Origin of the sequence: Roseiconus lacunae (assembly GCF_008312935.1) — a bacterium.
GTDB classification, from domain to species: domain Bacteria; phylum Planctomycetota; class Planctomycetia; order Pirellulales; family Pirellulaceae; genus Stieleria; species Stieleria lacunae.
Window position 1 is genome coordinate 1 of record NZ_VSZO01000085.1, and the last position, 1,221, is coordinate 1,221.

Annotated in this window: 1 protein-coding gene; it reads left to right on the forward strand. The window is 54.5% G+C overall.

The features are described 5' to 3' along the window. Positions 1-210, forward strand: a 210-nt coding sequence (locus tag FYC48_RS28580) for a hypothetical protein (protein WP_235034466.1), incomplete at its 5' end; no start/stop codon positions are given. Positions 211-1,221: the final 1,011 nt, after the last annotated feature.

The window sequence follows — 1,221 nt, forward strand, 5'->3', positions numbered from 1 at the left end:
AGTCACCATATCCGGCTTGTGCGTTGTTCCGAACTCAAAGCTAGAAGAACCAACCAGCGTGACCAAGCACGACGAACGTTGGTGATAACGGGGTTGCGGCCAAGCATCGTGAACGCAGGAATCAACTGCGCCGCAACTCCCGTTCATCACATGGTTCGTCGCTTTACGGTTGCCGTCGTGGTGAAGTTGGACGGTCGTGATCTATTGTAGCGATCGCAGGTTGACGTGGGGCGATCGATCAGTCTGGATCGGGACCAGAATTGTGTGTGCGAACCATGGTACCGGAGTCAAGCGAGATCCGATCGAGAGGCTTGATCGAGAGGCTTGATCGAGTGCTGGGGCCATTGAAAGACTCCACCGCGACAACGCAATAGGCGTACAGGATCACGATCCATTATTGGCGATTGTTGGGCGTTGGAAACGTTTACCATACCGTGGCATCAAGTGCGATCAAAAGGAAACAGAGGTCGCGTCATCATGCGGTGGGCCGACTACAGTCACCCTATCCGGCTTGTGCGTCGTTCCAAACTCAAAGCTAGAAGAACCGACCAGCGTGACCAAGCACGACGAACGTTGGTGATAACGGGGTCGCGGCCAAACATCGTGAACTCAGGAAACAACAGCGCCCGCGACTCCCGTTCATCACATGGTTCGTCAGGCTACGTTTGCCGCCGGCTGGAAGTTGGACGGGCCAGAACCATTGTAGCAATCGCTGCGTGGTGATGGGCCTTATTGTCAAGTGGGATTACGATGTTAAACCGTGAACACCAATGCGATCAACAGGTGACAGAGGTTTCGTCGTCACTGGATGGGCCGGTACGTGAATCAATACGGTAAGCCAGGAGTGACAACCAAACCGCGACATCAAGAGCGATCCATAGGGACTGATGTCACGTTGCCAATCAATGGGCCCGTACGTGAGTCATCCAGCACGACGAAAGTGACTTGCGCTGCGGATCACCAAGCCACCATCCGGTTGGAGAAGATGATCTATCAAACCGTGACATCAAGAGCGACCACTAGGAAACAGAGGTCGCGTCATCATGCGATGGGCCCGATTTCAGTCGCGACGACAGGCGTCCGATCTGATCCGCACTCGAAGGTGAATGAACCAACGAACGTGATGTAGCACGACGAACGGCTAGGATCACCGGGCAACGGCGATCAAGTAAAAACTAAAACCCAAAGGCCCCCGACTCCGTTGCTCCGTGTGCATCCGAT